21 protein-coding genes are annotated in these 21,146 nt (G+C 71.5%); 13 read left to right on the top strand and 8 right to left on the bottom strand.

The window, feature by feature from the left end:
* The 3 genes from ET989_RS05400 to istB are packed head-to-tail and all read left to right on the top strand — an operon-like array spanning nucleotide 1 to nucleotide 2,378.
* Entirely contained in the window at nucleotides 1–306 is a 306-nt protein-coding gene (locus ET989_RS05400) for a hypothetical protein (protein ID WP_165490049.1), read from the top strand.
* Nucleotides 307–354: 48 nt separating this feature from the next.
* Entirely contained in the window at nucleotides 355–1,617 is a 1,263-nt protein-coding gene (istA, locus tag ET989_RS05395) for an IS21 family transposase (RefSeq protein WP_131167661.1), read from the top strand.
* Complete coding sequence (gene istB, locus ET989_RS05390) at nucleotides 1,614–2,378, top strand: IS21-like element helper ATPase IstB (protein ID WP_131167540.1); 765 nt, start codon at nucleotides 1,614–1,616, stop codon at nucleotides 2,376–2,378. Before istA ends, istB begins: the two co-directional genes overlap by 4 nt.
* A gap of 54 nt (nucleotides 2,379–2,432) precedes the next feature.
* Here the strand turns inward: istB and ET989_RS05385 are convergent, their stop codons facing one another.
* Nucleotides 2,433–2,669: a hypothetical protein gene (locus ET989_RS05385; RefSeq protein ID WP_131167539.1), complete on the bottom strand. Its 237-nt coding sequence runs from the start codon at nucleotides 2,667–2,669 to the stop codon at nucleotides 2,433–2,435.
* A gap of 76 nt (nucleotides 2,670–2,745) precedes the next feature.
* On the opposite strand from ET989_RS05385, the gene ET989_RS05380 reads away from it, so the two are divergent.
* Nucleotides 2,746–3,783, top strand: coding sequence for a M20/M25/M40 family metallo-hydrolase (locus tag ET989_RS05380; RefSeq protein ID WP_131167538.1), 1,038 nt, complete (start codon nucleotides 2,746–2,748; stop codon nucleotides 3,781–3,783).
* A 16-nt stretch (nucleotides 3,784–3,799) separates the two neighbouring features.
* Here the strand turns inward: ET989_RS05380 and ET989_RS14840 are convergent, their stop codons facing one another.
* Entirely contained in the window at nucleotides 3,800–4,594 is a 795-nt protein-coding gene (locus ET989_RS14840) for an HAD hydrolase family protein (protein ID WP_165490048.1), read from the bottom strand.
* Between the two features lie 90 nt (nucleotides 4,595–4,684).
* Here ET989_RS14840 and ET989_RS14835 point away from each other — a divergent pair, with 90 nt between their 5' ends.
* The gene (locus ET989_RS14835) at nucleotides 4,685–5,143 is read left to right on the top strand and encodes an SRPBCC family protein (RefSeq protein ID WP_165490047.1); all 459 of its coding nucleotides are present in this window, start codon (nucleotides 4,685–4,687) and stop codon (nucleotides 5,141–5,143) included.
* Between the two features lie 59 nt (nucleotides 5,144–5,202).
* Here ET989_RS14835 and ET989_RS05370 read toward each other — a convergent pair whose 3' ends face one another.
* From ET989_RS05370 to ET989_RS05360, 3 genes are read right to left on the bottom strand one after another with little or no spacing between them, the layout of a single operon-like run.
* Nucleotides 5,203–6,231 (bottom strand): NAD(P)H-dependent flavin oxidoreductase, encoded by a 1,029-nt coding sequence (locus ET989_RS05370; protein WP_131167536.1) that lies wholly within the window; start codon nucleotides 6,229–6,231, stop codon nucleotides 5,203–5,205.
* Nucleotide 6,232: 1 nt separating this feature from the next.
* Nucleotides 6,233–7,339 (bottom strand): alanine dehydrogenase, encoded by a 1,107-nt coding sequence (ald, locus tag ET989_RS05365; RefSeq protein ID WP_131167535.1) that lies wholly within the window; start codon nucleotides 7,337–7,339, stop codon nucleotides 6,233–6,235.
* A gap of 6 nt (nucleotides 7,340–7,345) precedes the next feature.
* Complete coding sequence (locus ET989_RS05360) at nucleotides 7,346–7,531, bottom strand: DUF5302 domain-containing protein (protein ID WP_131167534.1); 186 nt, start codon at nucleotides 7,529–7,531, stop codon at nucleotides 7,346–7,348.
* A 188-nt stretch (nucleotides 7,532–7,719) separates the two neighbouring features.
* Here ET989_RS05360 and ET989_RS05355 point away from each other — a divergent pair, with 188 nt between their 5' ends.
* The 3 genes from ET989_RS05355 to ET989_RS05345 all read left to right on the top strand — a co-directional run bounded on the left by ET989_RS05355 (nucleotide 7,720) and on the right by ET989_RS05345 (nucleotide 11,349).
* On the top strand, nucleotides 7,720–8,184 hold the full coding sequence (locus ET989_RS05355) for an NUDIX hydrolase (protein ID WP_131167533.1): 465 nt from the start codon (nucleotides 7,720–7,722) through the stop codon (nucleotides 8,182–8,184).
* Nucleotides 8,185–8,525: 341 nt separating this feature from the next.
* Nucleotides 8,526–10,286 carry a DEAD/DEAH box helicase gene (locus tag ET989_RS05350; RefSeq protein ID WP_131167532.1) on the top strand — a complete coding sequence of 587 codons (1,761 nt, stop codon included), beginning with the start codon at nucleotides 8,526–8,528 and terminating at the stop codon, nucleotides 10,284–10,286.
* A 532-nt stretch (nucleotides 10,287–10,818) separates the two neighbouring features.
* Nucleotides 10,819–11,349, top strand: coding sequence for an endonuclease domain-containing protein (locus ET989_RS05345; RefSeq protein ID WP_165490046.1), 531 nt, complete (start codon nucleotides 10,819–10,821; stop codon nucleotides 11,347–11,349).
* A 17-nt stretch (nucleotides 11,350–11,366) separates the two neighbouring features.
* On the opposite strand, the gene ET989_RS05340 is transcribed toward ET989_RS05345, so the two are convergent.
* Nucleotides 11,367–12,671 carry an MFS transporter gene (locus ET989_RS05340; RefSeq protein ID WP_131167530.1) on the bottom strand — a complete coding sequence of 435 codons (1,305 nt, stop codon included), beginning with the start codon at nucleotides 12,669–12,671 and terminating at the stop codon, nucleotides 11,367–11,369.
* Entirely contained in the window at nucleotides 12,668–13,093 is a 426-nt protein-coding gene (locus ET989_RS05335; RefSeq protein ID WP_206662238.1) for a MarR family winged helix-turn-helix transcriptional regulator, read from the bottom strand. Before ET989_RS05335 ends, ET989_RS05340 begins: the two co-directional genes overlap by 4 nt.
* A gap of 245 nt (nucleotides 13,094–13,338) precedes the next feature.
* Between ET989_RS05335 and ET989_RS05330 the strand changes: the two genes are divergently transcribed.
* A complete protein-coding gene (locus ET989_RS05330; protein WP_131167528.1) occupies nucleotides 13,339–14,757 on the top strand; it encodes a TIGR01777 family oxidoreductase in 1,419 nt (472 codons plus the stop codon).
* 18 nt (nucleotides 14,758–14,775) lie between these two features.
* A complete protein-coding gene (locus ET989_RS05325; protein WP_131167527.1) occupies nucleotides 14,776–15,549 on the top strand; it encodes an IclR family transcriptional regulator in 774 nt (257 codons plus the stop codon).
* A 22-nt stretch (nucleotides 15,550–15,571) separates the two neighbouring features.
* Here the strand turns inward: ET989_RS05325 and hutH are convergent, their stop codons facing one another.
* On the bottom strand, nucleotides 15,572–17,119 hold the full coding sequence (gene hutH / locus ET989_RS05320; RefSeq protein WP_131167526.1) for a histidine ammonia-lyase: 1,548 nt from the start codon (nucleotides 17,117–17,119) through the stop codon (nucleotides 15,572–15,574).
* A 119-nt stretch (nucleotides 17,120–17,238) separates the two neighbouring features.
* Between hutH and hutU the strand changes: the two genes are divergently transcribed.
* Genes hutU through hutG form a run of 3 tightly spaced genes read left to right on the top strand, consistent with a single transcriptional unit; the run spans nucleotide 17,239 to nucleotide 20,976 of the window.
* Complete coding sequence (gene hutU / locus ET989_RS05315) at nucleotides 17,239–18,912, top strand: urocanate hydratase (RefSeq protein ID WP_131167525.1); 1,674 nt, start codon at nucleotides 17,239–17,241, stop codon at nucleotides 18,910–18,912.
* The gene (gene hutI, locus ET989_RS05310; protein ID WP_131167660.1) at nucleotides 18,912–20,075 is read left to right on the top strand and encodes an imidazolonepropionase; all 1,164 of its coding nucleotides are present in this window, start codon (nucleotides 18,912–18,914) and stop codon (nucleotides 20,073–20,075) included. The genes hutU and hutI overlap by 1 nt, the downstream gene beginning before the upstream one ends.
* The gene (gene hutG / locus ET989_RS05305; RefSeq protein ID WP_131167524.1) at nucleotides 20,068–20,976 is read left to right on the top strand and encodes a formimidoylglutamase; all 909 of its coding nucleotides are present in this window, start codon (nucleotides 20,068–20,070) and stop codon (nucleotides 20,974–20,976) included. The genes hutI and hutG overlap by 8 nt, the downstream gene beginning before the upstream one ends.
* Nucleotides 20,977–21,146 lie beyond the last annotated feature (170 nt).

Genomic DNA, 21,146 nt, shown 5'->3' with positions numbered 1-21,146 from the left:
ATGGCGCCCGTAGTCGAGTTCGGGGACCTACCGCACGCTGATCTGGTCGTTGACCGGACGTATCGGGGTGGACGCGCGGGCAACACGGGCGACGACCCCATCAACAGGCTCGTCCCGGTCGGTAACCAAGGCGGCTTCAGGTTTAGGGGGAGCGTCGGACAGCGGACCGTGCGCTTGGTGGTTCTCTATACGTCGGGGGAGGACCTCGACTGGCCAGACGAACTTGATCCGTCGACCGGTGACTTCACCTACTACGGAGACAACAAGAAGCCGGGCAAGGGCCTGTCGATGCCGAGTGAATACTGACCCCGTGGCGCCGAGTGAAATTTGACCCCCCTCGGACAGAGTGAGGGAGTGATTAGTGTGGAGGATTGGGCCGAGATTCGACGGCTGCACAAGTCGGAGGGGATGGCTATCAAGGCGATCGCCCGCCAGTTGGGGGTGGCTCGTAACACGGTGCGGGCCGCGTTGGCCTCCGATGGCCCACCCAAGTACGAACGCAAGGCGTCGGGGTCGTTGGTCGACGATGTCGAGCCGCAGATCCGGGCGTTGTTGGCGGCGACGCCGGACATGCCGGCCACGGTGATCGCGGAGCGGATCGGGTGGGAGCATTCGGCGTCGGTTTTGCGGGCGAAGGTCGCCGAGCTGCGGCCGTTCTATTTGCATGCCGATCCGGCCGACCGTACCGAGTACCAGCCGGGCGACATCGTGCAATGCGACTTGTGGTTCCCACCCAAGGTGATCCCGGTCGCTCCTGAAGTGCTGGTGGTGCCGCCGGTGTTGACGATGGTGGCCGCTTGGTCGGGGTTCATCGCCGCGGTGTTGCTGCCCACCCGGCAGACCAGCGATCTGCTGACGGGCATGTGGCAGCTGTTGGCGGGCAGTTTCGGTGGGGTACCGCGGATGCTGGTGTGGGACAACGAGGCCGGGATCGGGCAGCACCAGCGGCTCACGGTGGGGGCGCGTGCGTTCGCGGGCACGTTGGGGACCCGGATCTACCAGACCCGTCCCCGGGATCCTGAGGCCAAGGGCGTGGTGGAGCGGGCGAACGGGTTCTTGCAGACGTCGTTCCTTCCGGGTAGGGAGTTCAGCTCACCGGCTGATTTCAACACCCAGCTCGAGGGATGGCTACCGCGAGCGAACCAGCGGCTGTTGCGGCGCACGGGCGCCCGGCCCGTCGATCGGCTCGAGGCTGAGGTGACGGCGATGTCCGCGTTGCCGCCGGTGCCGCCGCGGATCGGCTGGTCAGAACGGGTGCGGTTGGGTCGGGACTACTACGTGCGGGTCGCCGGCACCGACTACTCGGTCGACCCCACTGTGATCGGCCGGTTCGTCGAGGTCCACTACGACCTGACCACCGTGAGGGTCACCTGCGCTGGGCAGCAGGTCGCCGGCCACGCCCGCTGCTGGGACTCCCGTCGTACGATCACCGACCCTGTCCACGTGGCCACCGCGAAGAGCCTGCGGACGGCCTACCGGACCCAGCGGACGGCGGGCAGGCCCACCGCCTGGATGACTGGGGAGCAGGTCGGGCAGCGACCCTTGAGCGTCTACGACGACATGTTCGACCTGACCCGTCTGGGTATGGACACCGACGTGGGGGCGGTGGCCCGATGAGCACCACGTTCACTCGTGACCTCGCTGGTGAGGTCACGTTCCTGGCCCGGGAACTGAAGACCCCCGTGATCGCTGAAACGTTCGCCACCCTCGGCGACCAGGCCCGCGACGCCGGCTGGTCCCACGAGGAGTACCTGGTGGCCGTCCTGCGCCGTCAGGTCGCCTCCCGGACCGCGAACGGAACCCGGCTGCGGATCGCCGCCGCGCACTTCCCCACGATCAAGACGATGGAGGACTTCACCTTCGACCACGTCCCGGCCGCGTCCCGTGACCTGATCGCGCACTTGGCCACCACGACGTTCATCGCGAAACGTGACAACGTGGTCCTGCTCGGGCCACCGGGGACGGGCAAGGCCCACTTGGCGATCGCGTTGGGCATGAAAGCCGCCGAAGCGTCCCACCCGGTCTTGTTCGACTCGGCCACCGGCTGGATCAACCGCCTCGCCGCAGCGCACGCCGCAGGCTGTCTGGAACGCGAGCTGCGACGCCTCAAGCGCTACCGGATGCTGATCATCGATGAGGTCGGCTACCTGCCCTTCGACACCACCGCGTCGGCGTTGTTCTTCCAACTCATCGCGTCCCGCTACGAGACCGGCTCGGTGATCGTGACCTCGAACCTGCCCTTCAGCCGCTGGGGAGAGACCCTCGGCGACGTCATAGTCGCCGCCGCCACCATAGACCGGCTCATCCACCATGCCCACGTCATCGGGCTCGACGGCGACTCCTACCGCACCCGCGGACACCGGCGCCCCAACAAGTAGAACCAACAACAACCATCAAACGAGGGGGGTCAGTTTTTGTTCGGCAGAAAGGGGTCAAAATTCGGTCGGCGTTGACATGCCCGACGGACAGCCGTCTGCCCGACTCATCGCGGCGGGGTCGAATCGTGCGCGCAGCGCTGCCGTGTCGAGTACGGCCAGGTGGCTTGCGATCTTCGCGGCTATCGGTTCCTCGTCGTCGAATTCCAGCAGGTCGTCGATCAAGACAGGGTTGGCGAGGAGCACGTCCGCATACAGCCGGTCCCGGCGGTATGCCACCCAGATCATGCCCATGGCACCAGCCAGGGGGGGGCGATGGCAACGGCCTCCGATTAGCCGCCCAGATTGGCCAGTCGGGTACGTTCGCAGGATGACCAACCGCACCGGGCGTCTCGCCACGAGCGCCGTGGCGACGGCGTCCGCGATCGTGTTGTCCGCGTGCGGCATCCTCCCGACGGCAACCCAACAGGCACCGACCGCACCGACCACCCAAGCCGGACCCAACGCGTCCGCCACCGTTGAACCCGCGAGCCTGACCGAGGCCGTCACGCGCGGGAACCTGCTCGGACACCTCCAGGCGCTCCAAGCCGCAGCCGACTCCAACGGCGGCAACCGGCAGGCGGGCAAGCCGGGGTTCGAGGCGTCCATCGACTACGTAGAGGCGCAGCTCAAGGAGGCCGGCTACACCACCCAGCGCCAGGAGTTCTCCTACAAGCGGCAGACCCCGGACGGGGCGACGGAGCGCGTTACGACGGCCAACCTGCTCGCCGACACCGCCGGCTCCGAGGACGGCACCATCGTCATCGGGGCGCACCTCGACGGGGTGGCTGGCGGTCCCGGCATCAACGACAACGCCACCGGGGTGGCCGCGGCCCTCGAGACCGCCCGGCAGTTCGCCGCGCTCGGCGTGCAGCCCACCCACCGCGTCCGCTTCGCGTTCTGGAGCGGCGAGGAGGACGGCCTGTACGGGTCCCACCACTACGTCCGCGAGCTCGCTGACCCGCAGCGCACCGCCGCCTACCTCAACCTCGACATGGTCGGCTCCCCCAACGCCGTCCCGTCCGTGTACGGCGACGGCGAGGGCTGGGCGGACGGGTCCGAGGTGATCGAAGATCTGCTGGTCGACTACCTCACCGCGCAGGGCACCCCACCCGAGATCGTGTTCTTCGAGGGCAGCGACCACCTGCCGTTCGCGGAGGCGGGCATCCCCGTCGGCGGCCTCTACACGGGCGCCGGCGAGGACAAGTCGCGCGGCGAGGCCGTCCGCCACGGTGGCACCCCGGACGCCCCCGCCGACCCCTGCTACCACCTCGCCTGCGACCGCACGGACGCCATCGACGCGGATGTCCTCGAGCTCATGGCGGACGCCCTCGCGCACGCCACGCTCACGCTCTCCACGCGCCCCTGACCCGGCGGCGCAGGCCTCAGATCAGGCCGAGCTTCGCGAACCCCTCCGCGATCCCGCCGTCGGCGGCCGACGCGACGACCAGGTCGGCGGCGTCCTTGACGACGTCCGCGGCGTCGCCCATCGCGACACCGACGCCGCACCAAGCGAGCATCTCCAGGTCGTTGGTGCCGTCGCCGAAGCCGATGGTGTCCGCGCGGTCGACGCCGGCGTGGCGGGCGGCTATCTCGATGCCCGTCGCCTTGTGGACGCCCGTCAGCGCCAGCTCGCCCATGTTGTCCCCGAGGGCGGGGATCGTGGCGCCGATGATGTCCAGGTCACCGGCGAAATGGGCGCGGGTCTCGTCCAGGGGGGTGTCCGACCCGATCAGGATGATCTTGCGCACCTCGCCGCGCTCTGACCCCACCGGCTCGAAGGGGATCGCCAGGTAGGGCTGCGGCGGGACGTCCTCCAGCAGCCTCTCCAGGGACGCGCTTGCGTGCAGGGCGGCGTCCGTCTCGAGCCAGTACGCGATGCCGCGCTCGTCCAGCCAAGTCGTGGCGCGGTCGACCAGCTCGGGCGCGAACGCCCGCGACGCCAGCACCTCCTCGCCCACCATCACCATGCCTCCGGCGGCGGCGATGATCCCGTCGAACCCGGCCTCGCGGATCCACGGGTAGATCTGCACGAGGGCTCGGCCGGTGCACAGCAGCACGAGGTGACCGTTCGCCCGGGCCGCGCGCACGGCGTCCGCAGCACTGGGCGGGACGCTGTCGCCGGCCAGGTACGTGCCGTCGACGTCGAGGAAAACCATCTTGCGCGGGTGAGCCGTCATGCGGCCATTCTGGCCCACCGATCTGGACGCCCATGCCCCCGCCCTTGCGTGGGGGCCCACAATGGAGCCGTCACAAGGGGGGTTTGCAACATGGGTGTCCACAGCCGCAGCGTCACCGCTGCCGTCGACCCGGCGGCCGTCTGGGAGCGCTGGACCGACGTCGAGCACTGGCCCGTCGACGACCCCGACCTGGTCAAGGCGCGGCTGAACGGCCCGCTCGCCAAGGGCGCCACCGGCTGGATCCAGCCCCGCGGCGGCTTCAAGACCCCCTTCAAGCTCGTCGAGGTCGACCGAGGCGCGATGCGCTTCGTCCTCGAGACCAGGCTGCCGCTCGCCCAGCTCACCTTCGAGCACACCCTTGAGCGTCCCGCCGACGACCCCGACCTCCACGAGCCCCTCGCCGAGGTCGAGCCGGACGCCTGGGTGCTCACCCACACCGCCACCATCACCGGCCCCCTCGCCAAGCTCTGGGACCGCATCGTCGGCCGCTCCTTCACCCGGGGCCTGCCCACCGTCCTGCGCAACATCGTGGCCGCCGCGCACATCTGACATGACGGGCGTCGTCGTCGAGGCTCGCTTCGCTCGCACCTCAGGGACCTCGCGTCGCCTCAGGGACCCGCGAGGAAACGCACCACGTCGGCGGCCGGTTCGGCGCGAGCCTGCCGCCAGCCGGTGCCGGCCCACAGGTGGACGCGCTGGGCGTCCCCGGCCTCGGCCGCCGCGGCGCGCAACGGGGACGTGACCTGGTGGACGGCGGGGTAGAACGCCGGGGCGTCCGGGAACTCGGTCGTCCAGCGGTTGGCCAGGCCGCGCGCGAGGCGTCCGGTAAACGAACGAGTCACGACGGTCTCGGTGAACACGTCGTCGACCAGCGCCGCACGCACCACCGCGGACGTGCCCGCCTCCGGCGTGAGCAGGAACGCCGTGCCGCACTGGACGGCGGTCGCGCCGGCCATGATCGCGTCGTGAAGCCCGTCGGAGTCCATGACGCCGCCGGCGGCGATGACCGGCAGGTCGACCACCCAGCGCACCGCGGCAACCAGGGCGATCGTGCTCGCCTCGTTGGGCATATCGATGCAGTGGCTCGTCGCACGATGCCCGCCCGCTTGCGTGCCCTGCACGACGAGGGCGTCCACCCCGCTCGAGGCCGCGACCACGGCGTCCGCGACCGAGGTGACAGACGCCCACACCGACGTGCCGACCCGCTGCAGGCGGTGGACGACCTTCGAGGACGGGATGCCGAACGTGAACGACACCACCGCGACGGGGTCGGCCTCGAGGAGGTCGAGCTTGGCGTCCCAGGCGTCGTCGTCGGGGTGGGGGAGCGGTAGCTCGACGCCGAACTCGTCGGCCCACGCGGCCAGCGACGCGCGGTACGCCTCGACGCGCTTGATCTCGCGGTGGGACGCGTCGTCCTCGCGAAGCTCGGGCACGAAGAGGTTCGCGCCGAACGCGCCGCTGGTGAGGGTGCGGGTCACGGCGATCTGGTCGCGTACCGCGTCCACCGTCTGGTTGCCCGCGGCGAGGAAGCCGAGGCCCCCGGCGTCCGTCACCGCAGCGACCAGCGCCGGGGTGGAGGGCCCGCCAGCCATCGGGGCGGCCACGACGGGCACGGCGAGGTCAGCGGGCGAGACCATGTCAGTCCTCCTGGGGTGAGACGGCGGGTAGGTCCGGGAACGCTTCGATCACGCCGGGGTGGGCGAGGCGTCCGCCGATGGTGTTCAGGCCCTCGGCGAGCGCGGGGTCGGCGGCCGCGGCGTCCGCCCAGCCCTCGTTCGCGATGCGGCGGACGTACGGCAGGGTGGAGTTCGTCAGCGCCTGGGTGGACGTGGTCGGCACGGCGCCCGGCATGTTCGCGACGCAGTAGAAGATCGTGTCGTGCACCGTGAACGTGGGGTCGTCGTGCGTGGTCGGGTGGGAGTCCTCGAAGCAGCCGCCCTGATCGACCGCGACGTCGACGAGCACGGCGCCCGGCTTCATCTGGGCGACCATGTCGTTGGTGACGAGCTTGGGCGTCCGGGCGCCGGGGACGAGCACGGTGCCGATCACGAGATCCGCCGCCAGCACCTGCTCGCGGACGGTCAGGGTCGACGACACGAGGGTGTCGACCTTGTCGTCGAACTTCCACATGATGTCGCGGAGCTTGTTGAGGTCGGTGTCGAGCACGGTGACGTCCGCGCCCATGCCGAGGGCGACGCTGGTCGCGTTCTGCCCCGCGATGCCGCCGCCGAGCACGACGACCTTCGCGCTGGGCACCCCTGCGACCCCGCCCATCAGGACGCCGCGGCCTCCGTGGGCGCGCAGGAGCGCGTTCGCGCCCACCTGCGGCGCCAGGCAACCCGCCACCTCCGACATCGGGTACAGCAGCGGCAGCTGCCCGTTGGGGAGGCGGACGGTCTCGTACGCGACCGCGGTCGTGCCCGCGTTGAGGAGCGCCTCGGTCAAGGGACGGTCCGGGGCGAGGTGCAGGTAGGTGAACAGCACCATGTCGTCGCGCAGGCGTCCGAACTCTTGGTCGGTCGGCTCCTTCACCTTGAGGACGAGGTCACCCGACCACGCGGCGTCCGTGTCAACGATCCGGGCGCCAACGGCCTCGTAGTCGGCATCCTGGATGGCCGAGCCTGCGCCCGCACCGGACTCGACCAGCACCTCGTGGCCAGCCTCGACCAGGTCGTGCACACCAACCGGCGTGATGGCGACACGGTACTCGTGGACCTTCGTCTCCTTGGGGATCGAGACGCGCACGGCCGATCAGCCCCCGGCCTTGCGCCGGAACGTGCGCTTCCCTCCCTGCTGGCCGTGCGGCCCGCCGGACGCCTTGGGCCCGCCCTGGGCGCCCTGGGTGTTCGCGTGCGCGGCGTTCTTCTTCGCCTCGAGGGCGGCCTTCATCTGCTCCTTGGGGTCGATGACCTTGTCGGCATCCTTGGCTTCGCTCATGTGCCTACCTTTCCACCCCGGTGCGCTCGCGTCCATGGGAGGTCTCTGAGGTGCGGGCGACTGGGGTCCCTGAGGCGCGAGCGAAGCGAGCCTCGAAGGGCCGACGACAAGCCCTCACGACACGCCACCCCACCAAGCCGGACACGCTGGTCGTGGACGTTCTTGGACAGGCGCGGCACGATGGGTCCATGCCCCTACACAGCGCCGGACTGCTGCCATACACCCGTGTGGATGGCACCTTGCGCGTGTTCATCGTGCACATGGGCGGCCCGTTCTGGGGGCACCGCGACGCGGGCGGGTGGTCATTGGCGAAGGGCATGTACATCCCCGGCGAGGAGACACCCCAGGACGCCGCCCTGCGCGAGTTCGCCGAGGAGGTCGGGTGCACGCCCCCCGAGGGTGAGTTGATCGACCTCGGCGAGGTGCGGCTGAGCTCGGGCAAGCGGGTGCGGGGGTACGCGGTCGAGGCGCCCGCCGACCTGGCGTTCGTGACGAGCAACACCTTCGAGGTGGAGTGGCCGCGCAAGTCGGGGCGGTTCCAGACCTATCCTGAGGTTGACCGGGCCGACTGGTTCTCCGTCGAGGAGGCCCGCTCCAAGTTGACGCTGGGCCAGGTCCCCCTGCTGGACTCGCTGGAGAAGCTGGTCGGCTGATCCGCCGAGGGCTCCGCTCCAGGACGCCGAGGGCTCCGCTCCGGTGCGCCGAGGGCTCCGGTTCAGGACGCCGAGGGCTCCGCTCCGGTGCGCCGAGGGCTCCGGTTCAGGACGCCGAGGGCTTGTGTTCGCTGGGCGCGGTCCGCTGTCCACCCGTTCGAAGGCAAGCCCTCGGCGTCCGGAAGACAAGCCCTCGGCGGATCGAACCCAAGCCCTCGGCGTCCGCAACCCAAGCCCTCGGCGGGACACGCCTCGCCCGGTGTTTGACCCGTTCCCTTGCCTGCGAGCTATGGTCGGGGACCTATGCCTTCCCCGAACGCCCCCGCCAGGCCCGCGCGCGCATGAGCCAATCTGCGTTCGACCGGCTCGGCCCGGCGTTCCCGCAGCGCGCGCCGTGGGGCACCGCCACGAAGCTCCGCGCCTGGCAGCAGGAGGCCCTCGACCTCTACATGGCCAAGGCTCCCCGTGACTTCCTCGCCGTCGCGACCCCCGGCGCCGGCAAGACGACCTTCGCGCTCCGCATCGCCGTCGAACTGCTGCACTCGCGCACCGTCCGCCGCGTGGTCGTGGTCGCCCCGACCGAGCACCTCAAGGTGCAGTGGGCGGACGCCGCGGCGAAGGTCGGCGTCCAGCTCGACCCGGGCACCGGCGGGCGCAAGCGCGGGCGCTCGCGGCAGTTTGACGGGGTGGCCGTCACGTACGCGGGCGTCGCGGCGGCGATGCTGCACCACCAGACGATGACGGCCAACATGGACACCCTGGTGATCCTCGACGAGGTGCACCACGCGGGCGACGCGCTGGCCTGGGGTGAGTCGGTGCGCGAGGCGTTCCAGTACGCGACGCGGCGGCTGGCGCTGACCGGAACGCCTTTCCGCTCGGACGACAACCCGATCCCGTTCGTGACCTACGAACAGCTACCCGGCGGCTCGCTCGTGTCGCGGGCCGACTACACGTACGGGTACGCCGAGGCGCTGCGCGACCACGTCGTCCGGCCGGTGGTGTTCATGAACTACGGCGGCCCCATGCGGTGGCGCACCAAGTCGGGCGACGAGATGGCCACGAACCTCGGCGAGGTGACCACGAAGGACATCACATCCCAGGCGTGGCGCACGGCCCTCGACCCCAAGGGTGAGTGGATCGGCGCCGTGCTGCGCGCGGCCGACAAGCGGCTGAGCGAGGTGCGCCGCCACGTGCCGGACGCCGGCGGCCTCGTCATCGCCACCAACCAGACCAACGCACGCGCCTACGCACGGGTGCTCGAGTCGATGACGGGGGTGAAGCCGACCGTCGTGCTCTCGGACGACGCGGGGGCCTCCGCGCGCATCGAGGAGTTCTCCGGGTCCGAGGACCGCTGGATGGTGGCGGTCCGGATGGTCTCGGAGGGCGTGGACGTGCCACGTCTGGCGGTCGGGGTCTACGCGACAGCGACGTCCACGCCGCTGTTCTTCGCCCAGGCCGTCGGGCGCTTCGTGCGGACGCGGCGCCGCGGGGAGGTGGCGACCGTGTTCCTGCCGACGGTGCCGATCGTGCTGGCGCACGCGTCGTCCCTGGAGCGGCAGCGTGACCACGTGCTCGGAAGGAAGCCGGGGGCGCCCGAGGTCGACGTCTGGGCCGAGGCGGAGGCGATCCTGGAGCGGGCGAACCGCGCTGAGGGGGCGTCCGATGACCTGCTGGGGTCGTTTGAGGCGCTCGACTCGGCGGCGACGTTCGACCACGTACTGTTCGAGTCGCAGCAGTTCGGGATGCACGCCGTGCCGACTTCGGACGACGAGGCCGAGTACCTCGGGCTGCCCGGGCTGCTGGAACCCGACCAGATCTCCCACCTGCTGCGCGAGCGCCAGGCGCGCCAGGTGCGGCGTCACGAGCGGGTGGAGCGGCGGGAGAAGGTCCCGGCGGAGGTGTCGCTGCATCGGGCGTTGGAGACGCGGCGCAAGGAGTTGAACATGCTCGTGTCGCAGTACGCGCGCGTGAAGGGGATGCCCCACAGCCACGTGCACGCCGAACTGCGGCGCCAGTGCGGGGGCCCTTCGCTCGCGGCCGCGACGACCGACCAGGTCGAGGCGCGCATCACGATGATCCGTGCCTGGCACGGGCGCGTCTGAGGGCAGTGGTGCGTGGGGGTACAGGGGCTCGGCCAGAAGTGACGGTCAACCGCCTCTCGATCGGGGTCGCGGCGCCTCCTTGAGCGGTACGTGCACACCTGAAGCCTGCTGAGAGGCGGTTGACCGTCACTTCGATCATGGGCCGTGACAAGCGCCGCCTACTTGTCTAGGCGTGGAGCATGCATGGAGACGGGCGTTGCGCGCCCGTGACGGTTTGATCGTTCGCCGGGAGCACCCGTCGCTGAGCCGAGCGCTTGATCGAGCGTTGCGGCGCGGCGCGATCTCTCCCGTGTTGCCGGGGATCTACCGGGCATCGGGGGCTGAGCTCGACCTCATCACCCGCATCCGTGCGGCAGTCCTCTATGACCCGAACGCCATCGTGGTCGGTGATGCCGCCGCCACCTTGGGGTGGTGGCCCCAACGGGCTGCGAGCACGGTTGAACTTGCGGCGTCGGGCAGGCGCCCCGATGGTGACGGCATCACCTGGTGTCGGCGGAGCATCCCCATCGACCTCACGGTGGATCGCGGTGACGTGAGATTCACGGAGGCACCGCTGACAGTGCTCGACCTTCTGCCCTCGCTGGGAGGTTCAGTGATCGACGAGGCGCTCCGGCGCCGAGCGGTCACCCTGACCCAACTACAGGATGTCTTCGCCGGCCTGCCGCGCCGCAGGGGCGACATCCTGAGGCGGCAGCTCCTCGAGGACTCCCGTGACGAGCCATGGTCCGAGGCCGAGCGGTACTTCCAGCGTTACAACCGCGAACTCGACCTGCCGTACCGGCACCACACCAACTACCGGATCGCGCTGCCCGACGGAACCATCCGCTTCCTCGACTACGCGCTGCCCGACCTCATGCTCGCCTTCGAGGTGGACGGTTGGGAGTTCCACGGAACCCGGGCGGCCTTCGTGGCAGACCGGGCCCATGACGCTCGGCTGGCCGCCATGGGGTGGCAGGTGGTGCGGTTCGACGCGGTTAGCATCTTCGCCACCGAGGAGCGGGTGAAGGAGACCATCCGGGCTGTCGTCACGGCCCGAGCTGCGCTGTGCCGCGGCCTCAGGTGAGGCCACGGGCGGACATGTCAGCGCGCCGGGGCCTCGTCGGCATCCAGCGGCACGGGGTCGGGGTAGCCGCGCAGCTCGCGCCACGACGGCAGGCGCCAGTCGTTGTTGCGGAGGGCGTAGAACATGCCGACGGCGAAGGCGATGCCGGTGGCGATGCCGCCGATGAGGAGCGTCCAACGGGCGCCCCAGGCGTCCCCGATCCAACCGATGACGGGGGAGCCCAGCGGCGTCCCGCCGAGGAAGATCGTCATGTAGAGCGCCATCACCCGGCCGCGCACGGCGGGCTCGGTGGTGAGCTGCACCGACGCGTTCGCGGTGGTCATCACGGTGAGGGCCGTGAGGCCGACGGGCACCAGCATGATCGCGAACGTCAGGTAGGTGGGCGCCAGGGCCAGCAGCGTCGTGGAGACGGCGAACCCGCCCAGCGCCCCCAGCAGCATGCTGAGGCGCGGTCTGGGCCGGCGCGCCGCCATCAGCGCCGCCGACAGCGACCCGATCGCCATGATCGACCCGAGGGCGCCGTAGGCATCCGCCCCGACGTCGTAGACCTCGGTGGCCATGAGGGCGTTGGTGATCTGGAAGTTCATCCCGAAGGTGCCCAGCATGAACACGATGAACATGATCAGCTGGATATCGGGGCGTCCGGCCACGTACCGGAGGCCCTCGCGCACCGCACCGCGTCCGCGCCGCAGGGGAGCCGGGGTGAGTTCGGCGGGGTTCATCGCGACGAGAGCGATGATCACCGGCAGGAAGCTGACCGCGTTGATGACCATCGCGGGGCCGACCCCCCACAGGGCGATGAGGACGCCGGCCAGCGCGGGCCCGACGAGGCGGGCGCCGTTGAAGGACGCCGAGTTGAGGCCGACCGCGTTGGGGAGCAGGTCCGGCCCGACCATCTCGGACGCGAACGCCTGCCGGGTCGGGTTGTCGACCGCGGAGATCGCACCCAGCATCAGGGCCAGCGCGTACACGTGCCACAACTCGGTCGTGTTCGTGAGGACCAGCAGCGCGAGGATGCCGGCGTTGATGAAGAGGAAGACCTGCGTCCAGATGAGGATGGTGCGCTTGGGGAACCGGTCGGCGACCGCGCCGCCCCACGGGCCGAGCAGCGCCATGGGCAGGAACTGCAGCGCGGCGAGGTAGCCGACGGCGGTGGCGGAGTTGTCGGTCAGGATCGTGAGGACGAGCCAGGTCTGGGCGACGCGGCCCATCCAGGTGCCGGTGTTGGACAGCAGTCCGCCGTAGAAGAAGAGCTTGTAGTTGCGCACCTTGAGGGACGCGAACGTGGACGTCCGCGCGGGGGCGCTCGTGGAGGTGCTCATACGTGGATCACCCGCTGCAGGATGTCGGTCGCCTCGCGCAGGACGCGGAGCTCGTCGGTGGAGAGGCCCTGGAGGCGCTGCACCATCCAGTCGTCGCGGGAGGCGCGGGTGCGCTCGATCATCTCGCGGCCGGACGGGGTCAGCTCGAGGTGCTGGCGGCGTCCGTCGTTGGGGTCGGCGCTGCGGGCGACGAGGCCCTGCTCGACGAGTCCATTGACGGTGCGGGTCATGCTGGGGGCGCTGACCTCCTCGATGCGAGCGAGCTCGCCGGGGGTCTTGGCGCCGTTGGAGAGCTTGGCCAGCACGCTGAACTGGTGCGGCGGGATCTCGTGGCAGTTGTCGTACCGCACCCGACGGCTCACGTGCTGGCACGCCAGGCGGACATCACTGGCGAGGGTCTGGAGGGAATCACGATCAGGCACGATTGGTTAGGCTAGCTCATTACCTGTGCTAATCAAATTCGTTGTCCTGGTTGCCATCGGTCCGTGAACCGTGGCCGCAGTGAGCCTCGAAAGGTCGGGCTCTCGGCACACAAACCCGGGGCTCTGGGCACACAAACCCGGGGCTGTCGGCACACAAACCCGGGGCTCTCGGCGCCCAACGCCGGGGCTCTCGGCACACAAACCCGGGGCTGTCGCGCACAACTACCGGCACATAGGGTGGGGACATGCCCGTCTTCGAGCGTGTGAGCCGGTACCCGTACCCGCGCGCGACCGTGTTCGCCTGGCACACCCGGCCGGGCGCGTTCGCCCGGCTGAGCCCTCCCGGGATGGCCACCGCCCTCAAGCCGCTGACCAACGGCATCGAGGTGGGGTCCGAGACCGAGCTGCTGATCAGTCACCCGCTGGTCGCTGGGCTGCTGCCGCACGTCCCCCGGCGTGGGATGCGCAAGGGGGCGCCGATCGGCCTCCGGTGGTTGGTGCGGCACGTGGAGTTCGTCGCGAACGAGCGGTTCGTCGACGAGCAGGTGAGCGAGCCGTTCAGGTCCTGGCGCCACGAGCACACGTTCACCGACGGCCCCGGGGGCTCGACGATCATCACCGACCGCGTCACGTGGGCGCTCCCCGTCAGCATCCCGGGAGGCATCGACCAGGCCCTCGTCGAGATGCAGCTCGACGGGCTCTTCGCGTTCCGCGAGCGCCAGCTCCGCGACGACCTCGACCTGCACACGCGCCTCGCGGCGCCACCCCGCCGCGTGGTCGTGGCGGGGGCGTCCGGCCTGATCGGCACGCAGTTGTGCGCCCTCCTCACCACCGGCGGCCACACCGTGACGCGGCTCGTGCGCGGGTCGGCCAAGGGCCAGCCGGACGCCGTGCGCTGGGACCCGGCGCAACGCCGCCTCGACGTCGCCGCCCTCGAGGGGGCGGACGCGGTGGTCAACCTGTCCGGGGAGTCGATCGCCGGGCGGTTCACGCGGGCGCACAAGGAGAAGGTGCTGGCGTCGCGACTGGACGCGACGAACACGCTGGCGTCCGCCGTCGCCGCGGCGAGGGTGCCCGCGCTCGTGCAGGCGTCGGCGATCGGGTACTACGGCGCACGGCGTCCGGGCGAGCTGTTGACCGAGGCGTCCGACCCCGGCCAGGACTTGTTGGCCGGCGTCGTCCGCGCGTGGGAGGCCGCCGCGCAGCCGGCGGCGGACGCGGGCGTCCGGGTGGCGCAGTTGCGCACCGGCATCGTGCTCAGCGAGGGCGGGGGAGCGCTCGCGCCGCAGGTGCCGCTGTTCTCGGTGGGGTTGGGCGGACGCCTCGGCGCCCCGAACGCTTGGATGAGCTGGATCGGGCTGGACGACACCGTCCGCGCCTACCTGCACACGATCCTCACTGATGTGGTGGAGGGCCCGACGAACCTGGTCGCGCCGCGTCCGGTCACGAACCAGGAGTTCGCGACGACGCTCGGACGCGTCCTGCACCGGCCGGCGGCGGTGCCGACGCCGAGCATCGGCCCCAAGCTGCTGCTCGGCGCCGACGGCTACGACCAGATGATCGACACCGACCAAAGGGTGGCGTCGCAGAAGCTGTCGGAGTCGGGGTTCTGGTTCGCCCAGGGCACCCTGGCGGACGCGCTGCGTCACGCGCTGATGCGCTGACGGGTCGGTCGGGACGCCGTGGCCGGTTCGAGCGCGTCGCCGGCGGTCGGGCGGGCGCTGGACATCTTGACGCACCTGTCGCGGCAGGCCGGCCCGGTGGGCGCGTCCGCCATCGCGCGGGACCTCGGGCTGCCGCGGTCGTCGACGTATCACATCCTGACGGTGCTGGCCGAGCGGGGGTTCGCGCTGCACGTGCCGGAGTCGCGGGGCTGGGTGTTGGGGGCCGGGGCGTACGGGCTCACCAGCGCGTACACGCCGCACGAGGGGTTGGAGCGGCTGGCGCGCCCAGTGATGCGGGGTTTGGCTGCGGAGTTGTGGGTCACGGTGCACCTGGGGATCCTGCGGGGGCCGTTGACGCTCTACCTGGTGAAGGAGGGGCCCGTTGCCGCCTCGGGGGATGAGCCGTCGCTCGTGACGGCCGTCGGGGTGCTGCTGCCGGCGCACCTGACGGCGACCGGGCGGGCGATCCTGGCGCGGTTGGCGGACGCCACCGTGCGGGCGTTGTACACGCGTCCGGGTGACTTCGTGTCGCGCACGGGACGTGGGCCGCGCGGGCTGGCCGACCTGCTCGCCGAGCTTGCCCCCGAGCGCGAGCGGGGCTGGTCGGAGGAGGTCGAGCTCGTCACGCCCGGGCTCCGCTCGGTGGGAGCGGCGGTGTTCGACCTGCACGCCCAGCCCGTCGCGGCGCTGAGCTGCACGTGGCGGGCCCACGTCCCCGCGCGGGATTCGGAACCCATCGTGGCCGGCCTGCTGGCCGGCGCCGCCGAGGTGTCCCGCCGTCTGGGTGGCTGACGCCCCCTGGAGCTTTTCGCGGTCAGGGGCGCGGCGGGAGGGGGCCGGTGACGGACGCCGCGGCGTCCACCAGGGCGCCCGAGGAGACCAGCGCGAACGCTGCCTCGATCTCCGGCGACAGGAATCGGTCGGTGCCCGGGCCCTGGACCACCTCGCGGATCCGCGACACCACCGCCGCCGTGGCCGGGGCCGAACCGAGCCCGCGCAGGTCGAGCGCCCGGGCGGCGGTCAGGGCCTCGCCGGCCAGCACGCGCGCGAGCCCGTCGAGCGAGCGGCGCAGCTTGCGGGCGGCGTGCCAGCCCAGCGACACGTGGTCTTCCTGCATCGCCGAGCTGGGGATCGAGTCCGCCGACGCCGGCACGGCCAGGCGCTTCAGCTCGGCGACCACGCCGGCCTGCATGTACTGCAGGATCATGTGGCCGGAGTCGACGCCGGGGTCGTCGGCGAGGAACGGCGGCAGCCCGTGGTTGCGCTTGGGGTCGAGGAACCGGTCGGTGCGGCGCTCCGACATGGAGGCGACGTCGGCGACCGCGATGGCCAGGAAGTCCAGCACGTAGGCGACCGGTGCGCCGTGGAAGTTGCCGTTCGACTCGACGCGCCCGTCGGGCGTGACGACGGGGTTGTCGATCACCGAGGCCAGCTCCCGCTGGGCGACCAGCATGGCGTGCACCAGGGTGTCCCGGGCGGCGCCGGTGACCTGGGGTGCGCAGCGCAGCGAGTAGGCGTCCTGGACGATCGGGCAGTCGGGATCGTCGCGGTGCCGTGCCACGATCGGTGACCCGTCCAGCACCGCGCGCATCGTCGCCGCCGACAGCCCCTGCCCGGGGTGGGGTCGCATGGCGTGCAGGTCCTCGGCGAAGACGCGGTCGGTGCCCATCAGCCCCTCGACGGACAGGGCGGCGATCACGTCGGTCGTCGCCAGCAGGACGCCGAGGTCGTGACACGCCAGCACCAGCTGGCCCAGCATGCCGTCGGTGCCGTTGATGAGCGCCAGTCCCTCCTTCTCGGCGAGCACCAGCGGTTCGATCCCGGCCTCGGCCAACACTTCGGCGCCAGGGCGACGCACGCCCGCGGCGTCCCGCACCTCGCCCTCGCCCATGGCGGCGAGCGCGCAGTGCGCCAGCGGCGCCAGGTCGCCCGAGCAGCCGAGCGAGCCGTACTCGTGCACGACCGGGGTGATGCCCGCGTTCAGCAGGGCGGCGTAGGTCTCCACGACGACCGGCCGGACGCCCGTGCGACCGCTCGCCAGCGTGGACAACCGCAGCAGCATCATCGCCCGGACGACTTCGCGCTCCACCTCGGCGCCCGAGCCGGCCGCGTGCGAGCGGATCAGCGACACCTGCAACTGCGCCCGCTTCTCGGACGGGATGTGCTGGGTCGCCAGCGCCCCGAAGCCCGTCGAGACGCCGTAGACGGGGCGGTCGGCGGCGGCGAGTTTCTCGATGTGGCGCCGGGTGGCGGCCACGGCGTCCAGCGCCTCGGCCGCGACGGTGACGCGCGCGTCGTGCCGTGCCACGGCGACGACGTCCTCGAAGCTGACCGGTCCTGTTCCCACCAACACCTCAAGCATGGGGACGAGTGTCCCCGACCGGTGACGCCCGCACCCCCTCCGCCGAGGGCTTGTCTGAAATCCGAGACAAGCCCTCGGCGGAGGGAGACGCGTGGTCCCGCGCAGGCGAATCTGGGGCCATGGCGAAGACGATCCGCGCCCCTCGGGGCCTCGACCTCAACACCCGCGGCTGGCAGCAGGAGGGCGCCCTGCGGATGCTGATGAACAACCTCGACCCCGAGGTCGCCGAGCACCCCGAGCAGCTCGTCGTGTACGGGGGCTCCGGCAAGGCCGCGCGCTCGTGGGAGGCCTACGACGCGATCGTCCGCACCCTGGAAACGCTGGACGCCGACGAGACATTGCTGGTCCAGTCCGGCAAGCCGGTGGGGGTGTTCAGGACGCACGAGTGGGCGCCGCGCGTCCTCATCGCCAACTCCAACCTCGTCGGCGACTGGGCCACCTGGGAGCACTTCCGCGAGCTCGAGCGGGCCGGCCTGATGATGTACGGCCAGATGACCGCCGGGTCGTGGATCTACATCGGCACCCAGGGCATCCTCCAGGGCACGTACGAGACGTTCGGTGCGGTGGCGCGCAAGCGCTTCGGCCCTCCGACAGGCTCAGGGACCCTGGCCGGGACCATCACCCTCACCGCCGGCCTCGGCGGCATGGGTGGCGCCCAGCCGCTCGCGGTGACCATGAACGAGGGAGTCGCGCTCTGCGTCGAGTGCGACGACTCGCGCATCGAGCGCCGCCTGGAGCACCGCTACCTCGACGTGCGCGCCGACGACCTCGACCACGCGATCGCGCTCGCGAACGAAGCCAAGGCGTCACGGACGCCCCTGTCGATCGGCCTGCTCGGCAACGCGGCCGAGGTCGTCCCGGCGCTGCTGGAGCGCCACCGCGCCGGCGACATCACCGTCGACGTCGTCACCGACCAGACCTCCGCGCACGACCCCCTGCAGTACCTGCCCGTCGGCGTCCCCTTCGAAGACATGAAGCGCCACGCGTCCGACGACCCGGCCGGCTTCACGGCCGCGGCGCAGGCGTCCATGGCCAGGCACGTCGAGGCGATGATCGGCTTCGCCGACGCCGGAGCCGAGGTGTTCGACTACGGCAACTCCATCCGCGACGAGGCGCGCAAGGGCGGGCTGGAGAACGCGTTCGCGTTCCCCGGCTTCGTGCCGGCCTACATCCGGCCGCTGTTCGAGGAGGGCAAGGGGCCGTTCCGCTGGGCCGCGCTGTCGGGCGACCCCGAGGACATCGCGAAGACGGACGCCGCGATCCTCGAACTGTTCCCCGAGAACGAGCACCTCCGCCGCTGGATCACCCTGGCGGGCGAGCGCGTCCACTTCCAGGGGCTGCCCGCGCGCATCTGCTGGCTCGGCTACGGCGAACGCCACCGCGCCGGCCTGAGGTTCAACGAGATGGTCGCGAACGGTGAGATCGGGCCGATCGCGATCGGACGCGACCACCTCGACTCCGGCTCGGTCGCCTCGCCCTACCGCGAGACCGAGGCGATGGCCGACGGCACGGACGCCGTGGCCGACTGGCCGCTGCTGAACGCGCTGCTCAACACCGCCTCCGGGGCGTCCTGGGTGTCGATCCACCACGGCGGCGGCGTCGGCATCGGACGCTCGATCCACGCCGGACAGGTGTGCGTGGCGGACGGTTCGGAACTGGCCGCGCAGAAGCTCCAGCGGGTGCTCACCAACGACCCCGGCACCGGCGTCATGCGCCACGTCGACGCCGGCTACGAGCACGCCCGCGACGTCGCGCGCGAGCGGGGCGTGCGGATCCCGATGATGGAGGAGTGATGGCGCTCCTGGTCGACCGCATCGGCGAACTCGTCACCAACGACCCGACGACGGGTGAGGGGCCCCTCGGCCTGATCCGCGACGCTGCGGTCGTCGTCACCGACGGGCGAGTCGCGTGGGTCGGCCCGCGCACGCGCGCGCAGCCGTGCGACGACGTGCTGGACGTGGGCGGGGCGGCGGTCATCCCGGGGTTCGTGGAGTCGCACAGCCACCTGGTCTTCGCCGGCGACCGCGCCGAGGAGTTCGCCGCCCGCATGGCCGGCGAGCCCTATGCCGCAGGCGGCATCCGCGCGACGCTGGCCGCCACCCGGCACGCCACCGACCGCGACCTGACGGCCAACCTCATCCGCCTGGCCGACGAGTACCGGCGGCAGGGCACGACGACCCTCGAGGTGAAGTCCGGCTACGGGCAGACCGTCCGCGACGAGGAGCGCTCCGTGCGCATCGCCTCCGCCCACACCGACGAGGCGACCCTGCTCGCGGCGCACGTCGTCCCGCCCGAGTTCGAGGGACGCGCCGACGACTACGTGCGGCTCGTGGTCGAGGAGCTGATCCCCGCCGCGGCCCCCTCGGCCCGCTGGATCGACGTGTTCTGCGAGCGCGGGGCCTTCGACGTCGATCAGTCGAGGGCTGTTCTGTTGGCGGGCAAGCAGGCCGGGCTGGGCGTCCGCGTGCACGCCAACCAGCTGACCGCCGGCGGGGGCGTCCGGCTGGGCGTCGAGCTGGGCGCGGCCTCGGTCGACCACTGCGTGCACCTGACGGACGCCGACGTCGCGGCACTGGCGGGCTCGGACACCGTGGCCACCCTGCTGCCCTCGGCCGACTTCTCCACGCGCGGCCCCTACCCGGACGCCCGCCGCCTGCTGGACGCCGGCGTCACGGTCGCGCTCGGCGCCGACTGCAACCCCGGCACCTCGTACACGACGTCGCTGCCGCTCGTGGTGGCGCTGGCCGTCCGCGAGCTGCGGATGACCCCGGCCGAGGCGCTCTGGTCGGTGACCGCCGGCGGGGCGCGAGCCCTGCGGCTGGACGACGTCGGCCACCTCGGCATCGGCGCCCGCGCCGACCTCGCCGTGCTGGACGCCCCCTCGTACCTGCACCTGGCCTACCGCCCCGGGGTGCCGCTCGTGCGGGACGTGCTCAAGGACGGACGCCGTGGCTGACCGTCTGTTCGTGCCGTGGACGGGGCGCGACGACGGCCCCGGGCCCGAGCACGCCCGGTGGCACTCCGTGGTGCGGGGTTGGGTGCCGGGCTCGACGTTGCCGGCGGGAGGGGTGGTCATGGTGGGGTTCGCCTCCGACGAGGGTGTCCGCCGCAACGGGGGCCGAGTCGGGGCTGCTGCCGGTCCCGCTGCGCTGCGGGGTGCGTTGGCCTCGCTCGGCGATCCCGGCCGTCCGGTGTTCGACGCGGGCGACGTGGTGGTTGACTCGGATCTGGAGGGCGGGCAGGCCCGCCTCGGCGCCGTGGTCGGCGCCATCCTCGATGCGGGTGGCTTGCCCGTCGTGCTGGGCGGTGGGCACGCCGTGGCCTACGGCTCGTACCTCGGTTGGGCCGGGCGCCCGGGCTGGGGCGTCCTCAACGTGGACGCCCACTTCGACCTGCGCGCGTCCGACCGCGCCACGTCCGGGACGCCCTTCGCCCAGATGGCCGCCGATGAGGCGTCCGCTGGCCGGGATCTCGCCTACGCCGTCGCCGGGATCTCTCGGGCCAACAACACCCGGGTGCTGTTCGACGCCGCCGAGCGGCTGGGCGTCGAGGTCCTGCTCGACGAGGACTGCACGCCCGCCACCGCGGGTGCCTTCGCCGAGGAGTTCGTGGCCCGCGTCGACAGCGTGCACCTCACGCTCGACCTGGACGCGCTGCCGGCGTCCGTTGCGCCCGGAGTGAGCGCGCCGGCCGGGTTCGGGATCGGGCTGGATTGTGTCCGGGCGGTTGTCCGGGCCGTGGTCGGCTCGGGCACCCTCGGCCTGCTGGAGGTCGCCGAGCTCAATCCGTCCTTCGACGTCGACGGACGCACCGCACGCACGGCGGCGCGGCTCATCGACCTGGCCGTGCGCGCCTAACGGGCCTCGGGGCGTCCCCTGTGGCTCCTCGTGGTCGGGTCGCTCGAGGGTGCTCCCGAGGAGGTCCCTGTCGAGGGTTGCCGTCGGCGTAGCGCCATCTCGACCACAACCCACGATGCCTCGCCTAGAGCGTATCTCGCTGACTAGGGGTGACGCGGCGCGGGCTCAAC

Origin of the sequence: Propioniciclava sinopodophylli, from assembly GCF_004324755.1 — a bacterium.
In the GTDB taxonomy this organism is placed as follows: Bacteria; Actinomycetota; Actinomycetes; order Propionibacteriales; family Propionibacteriaceae; genus Propioniciclava; species Propioniciclava sinopodophylli.
This window is presented reverse-complemented; position numbering and strand designations above follow the sequence as displayed.

What these genes read in the sequence shown, in the direction of transcription:
- ET989_RS05360 (WP_131167534.1), bottom strand. Translation starts at nt 7,531, where the DNA reads ATGAGCGAAGCCAAGGATGCCGACAAGGTCATCGACCCCAAGGAGCAG.
- ET989_RS05385 (WP_131167539.1), bottom strand. Translation starts at nt 2,669, where the DNA reads ATGGGCATGATCTGGGTGGCATACCGCCGGGACCGGCTGTATGCGGAC.
- ET989_RS05380 (WP_131167538.1), top strand. Translation starts at nt 2,746, where the DNA reads ATGACCAACCGCACCGGGCGTCTCGCCACGAGCGCCGTGGCGACGGCG.
- ET989_RS05370 (WP_131167536.1), bottom strand. Translation starts at nt 6,231, where the DNA reads ATGGTCTCGCCCGCTGACCTCGCCGTGCCCGTCGTGGCCGCCCCGATG.
- hutI (WP_131167660.1), top strand. Translation starts at nt 18,912, where the DNA reads ATGGCGCTCCTGGTCGACCGCATCGGCGAACTCGTCACCAACGACCCG.
- ET989_RS14840 (WP_165490048.1), bottom strand. Translation starts at nt 4,594, where the DNA reads ATGACGGCTCACCCGCGCAAGATGGTTTTCCTCGACGTCGACGGCACG.
- istB (WP_131167540.1), top strand. Translation starts at nt 1,614, where the DNA reads ATGAGCACCACGTTCACTCGTGACCTCGCTGGTGAGGTCACGTTCCTG.
- ET989_RS05340 (WP_131167530.1), bottom strand. Translation starts at nt 12,671, where the DNA reads ATGAGCACCTCCACGAGCGCCCCCGCGCGGACGTCCACGTTCGCGTCC.
- ET989_RS05350 (WP_131167532.1), top strand. Translation starts at nt 8,526, where the DNA reads ATGAGCCAATCTGCGTTCGACCGGCTCGGCCCGGCGTTCCCGCAGCGC.
- ET989_RS05355 (WP_131167533.1), top strand. Translation starts at nt 7,720, where the DNA reads ATGCCCCTACACAGCGCCGGACTGCTGCCATACACCCGTGTGGATGGC.
- ET989_RS14835 (WP_165490047.1), top strand. Translation starts at nt 4,685, where the DNA reads ATGGGTGTCCACAGCCGCAGCGTCACCGCTGCCGTCGACCCGGCGGCC.
- ET989_RS05330 (WP_131167528.1), top strand. Translation starts at nt 13,339, where the DNA reads ATGCCCGTCTTCGAGCGTGTGAGCCGGTACCCGTACCCGCGCGCGACC.
- ET989_RS05400 (WP_165490049.1), top strand. Translation starts at nt 1, where the DNA reads ATGGCGCCCGTAGTCGAGTTCGGGGACCTACCGCACGCTGATCTGGTC.
- hutU (WP_131167525.1), top strand. Translation starts at nt 17,239, where the DNA reads ATGGCGAAGACGATCCGCGCCCCTCGGGGCCTCGACCTCAACACCCGC.
- hutH (WP_131167526.1), bottom strand. Translation starts at nt 17,119, where the DNA reads ATGCTTGAGGTGTTGGTGGGAACAGGACCGGTCAGCTTCGAGGACGTC.